The sequence below is a fragment of the Paraburkholderia rhynchosiae genome (assembly GCF_002879865.1).
Classification (GTDB): domain Bacteria; phylum Pseudomonadota; class Gammaproteobacteria; order Burkholderiales; family Burkholderiaceae; genus Paraburkholderia; species Paraburkholderia rhynchosiae.
Genome location: NZ_PNXY01000085.1, coordinates 1 through 3,174, shown reverse-complemented (window position 1 = coordinate 3,174; position 3,174 = coordinate 1). Strand labels below are relative to the sequence as shown.

Here is a 3,174-nt window from a genome sequence, read left to right as displayed (position 1 = left end):
CGGTACGGGTCTTCCAGGTTATCGAGCCGCTCGCCGGTCGCCTCGTCGCGGCTGTCCGCAATGAAACGGTAGGCCTGCAGCAGCCCCGCCGGACCGACGAACTTGTCCGGATTCCACCAGAAGCTCGGGCACGACGTCGAGCAGCTCGCGCACAGGATGCACTCGTACAGCCCGTCGAGCTCGTCGCGCTCCTCCGGCGACTGCAGACGCTCCTTCTCCGGCGGCGGCGTGTCGTTGATCAGGTACGGCTTGATCGAGTGGTACTGGTTGAAGAACTGCGTGAAGTCGCAGATCAGGTCGCGCACCACCGGCAGCCCCGGCAGCGGACGCAGCACGATCTTCTGCGGCAGGTCGTTCAGGTTCGTCAGGCACGCCAGACCGTTCTTGCCGTTGATGTTCATCGCGTCCGAGCCGCACACGCCCTCGCGGCACGAGCGGCGGAACGACAGTGTCTCGTCCACGGCCTTCAGCTTCACCAGCGCGTCGAGCAGCATGCGCTCGTGCGAGTCGATCTCGATCTCGTACGACTGCATGCGCGGCGCCGCGTCCCGATCCGGATCGTAGCGGTAGATGTCAAATGTACGCTTGGCCATTTCTGAATTCCTTTGATCTGTGCCTTAGAAGGTCCGCGCTTTCGGCGGCACCGATTCGACCGTCAGCGGCTGCATGTGCACCGGCTTGTAGTCGAGGCGGTCGCCCTCGCTGAACCACAGCGTATGGCGCAGCCAGTTTTCGTCGTCGCGATGCTCGAAGTCGTTCTGCGCATGGGCGCCGCGGCTTTCCTTGCGCGCCTCGGCCGACACCATCGTCGCGCGCGCCACTTCAATCAGGTTCGCCACTTCCAGCGCCTCGACGCGCGCGGTGTTGAACACCTTCGACTTGTCCTTCAGGTGGATGTTGTCCACACGTGCGGCCACCTCGCGGATCGCCTCGACGCCTTCCGAGAGCAGCGCCGACGTGCGGAACACGCCCGCGTGCTTCTGCATCGTGCCGCGGATGTCGTTGGCGACCGACTGCGCGTACTCGCCCGAGGACGAGCTCTCGAGCTTCGCCAGACGCGACAGCGCGAAGTCCGCAGCGTCCGCCGGCAGCGGCTTGTGGTTCTTTATTTCCTTCACGTGCTTCACGATATGGTTGCCCGCCGCGCGGCCGAACACCACCAGATCGAGCAGCGAGTTCGTGCCCAGCCGGTTCGCGCCGTGCACCGACACGCACGAGCATTCGCCGACCGCATAGAAGCCGTTGACCGGCTCCTCGGCGCCCTTGGCCGTGCCCACCACCTGCCCGTGGATGTTGGTCGGAATGCCGCCCATCTGGTAGTGGATGGTCGGCACCACCGGAATCGGCTCCTTGATGCAGTCGACGTTGGCGAACTTCAGCGCGATCTCGCGGATCGACGGCAGACGCTTCATGATCGTCTCCGCGCCGATGTGCGACAGGTCCAGCAGCACGTGGTCCTTGTTCGGACCAACGCCACGGCCTTCCTTGATTTCCTGGTCCATCGAGCGCGACACGAAGTCGCGCGGCGCCAGATCCTTCAGCGTCGGCGCGTAGCGTTCCATGAAGCGCTCGCCGTTCGAATTGCGCAGGATGCCGCCTTCGCCGCGCACGCCTTCGGTAATCAGCACGCCCGCACCCGCTACACCGGTCGGGTGGAACTGCCAGAACTCCATGTCCTGCAGCGCGATGCCCGAGCGCGCGGCCATGCCCAGGCCGTCGCCGGTATTGATGAACGCGTTGGTCGAGGCCGCAAAAATGCGGCCCGCACCGCCCGTGGCAAACAGCGTGGTCTTGCCTTCGAGGATGTAGACGTCGCCCGTTTCCATTTCGAGCGCGCTCACGCCGAGCACGTCGCCGTCGGCGTCGCGGATCAGGTCGAGCGCCATCCATTCGACGAAGAACTGCGTCCTGGCCGCCACATTCTGCTGGTAGAGCGTGTGCAGCAGCGCGTGACCGGTGCGGTCCGCCGCCGCGCACGCGCGCTGCACGGGCTTCTCGCCGTAGTTCGCGGTGTGGCCGCCGAACGGGCGCTGGTAGATCGTGCCATCGGCGTTGCGGTCGAACGGCATGCCGAAGTGTTCGAGCTCGTACACGGCGTTCGGCGCCTCACGGCACATGAACTCGATCGCATCCTGGTCGCCGAGCCAGTCGGAGCCCTTGATCGTGTCGTAGAAGTGGTAGTGCCAGTTGTCCTCGCTCATGTTGCCAAGCGACGCGCCGATGCCGCCTTGCGCGGCGACCGTATGCGAGCGCGTGGGGAACACCTTCGAGAGCACGCAGACCGACAGGCCCGCGCGCGCGAGTTGCAGCGATGCGCGCATGCCCGAGCCGCCCGCGCCGACGATGACCACGTCAAACCTGCGACGCGGCAGAGCATTCTTGATTGCAGCCATGCTTTTACACTCTCCAGAGAATCTGCGCGGCGTAGCCCGCACACGCGAGCAGCCAGACGATCGTCAGTGCCTGCAGCAGCAGACGCGTGCCCACGGGCTTCACGTAGTCCATCCAGATGTCGCGGATGCCCACCCACGCGTGATAGAACAGCGACAGCAGCGTGACGAAGGTGGCAAGCTTCATCCATTGGGTCGCGAAGATCGACGCCCAGCCTTCGTAGGAGAAATCGCGCGCGCCGAAGAACCACGCGAGCAGGATCACCGTGTAGATCGCCATCACGGCGGCGGTGAGACGTTGCGCCAGCCAGTCGCGCAGGCCGTAGTGCGCGCCCACGACGAGACGCTTCGAACCGATCCGGTTATGAGCTGCCATTTTTTCAGAATGCTCCGAAGAGTTTTGCCGCGAAGGCGAGCGTGAGCAGCGACGAGACGACGAGCACCACGATGGAGCTCGACCTGCCCTTTTCCCTGGACACCGCGTTGTGATTGGTGTCCATCACGAGGTGACGCACACCGGCGCAGAAGTGGAACAGGAAGGCCCACGCGAGCACCAGCGCGATGAGCTTGACGATGATATTGGAGAGAAAGCCCTTGAAGACTTCGAAGCTCAGTTCGGAGGTCAGGCTCTGGTCGAAGAGGTACAGCAGGAACGGAAGGAACACAAACAGCAGACCCCCGCTCAGCCGATGCAGGATCGACACGCGCCCCGCCAGCGGAAGACGGTACGCCGTCAAGATCTGCCCGATACCGATGTTCCGGAATTCCGGCCTCGGTTTTTTTA

At 64.2% G+C, this 3,174-nt stretch carries 4 protein-coding genes; all 4 read right to left on the bottom strand.

What is annotated here, in order from left to right; genetic code table 11:
- The coding region (locus C0Z16_RS36810) for a succinate dehydrogenase iron-sulfur subunit (RefSeq protein ID WP_102636829.1) at positions 1 to 593 on the bottom strand (593 nt) is incomplete at its 3' end.
- A 24-nt stretch (positions 594 to 617) separates the two neighbouring features.
- Positions 618 to 2,393 carry a succinate dehydrogenase flavoprotein subunit gene (gene sdhA / locus C0Z16_RS36805; protein ID WP_102636828.1) on the bottom strand — a complete coding sequence of 592 codons (1,776 nt, stop codon included), beginning with the start codon at positions 2,391 to 2,393 and terminating at the stop codon, positions 618 to 620.
- A 4-nt stretch (positions 2,394 to 2,397) separates the two neighbouring features.
- Positions 2,398 to 2,766, bottom strand: a complete 369-nt coding sequence (gene sdhD / locus C0Z16_RS36800) for a succinate dehydrogenase, hydrophobic membrane anchor protein (protein ID WP_102636827.1) — start codon at positions 2,764 to 2,766, stop codon at positions 2,398 to 2,400.
- A 4-nt stretch (positions 2,767 to 2,770) separates the two neighbouring features.
- On the bottom strand, positions 2,771 to 3,174 hold a 404-nt coding region (gene sdhC, locus C0Z16_RS36795), incomplete at its 5' end, for a succinate dehydrogenase, cytochrome b556 subunit (RefSeq protein ID WP_102636826.1).

Bases quoted from the DNA above. Each gene is read 5' to 3' on its own strand.
- sdhA (WP_102636828.1), bottom strand. From the start codon at position 2,393: ATGGCTGCAATCAAGAATGCTCTGCCGCGTCGCAGGTTTGACGTGGTC.
- sdhD (WP_102636827.1), bottom strand. From the start codon at position 2,766: ATGGCAGCTCATAACCGGATCGGTTCGAAGCGTCTCGTCGTGGGCGCG.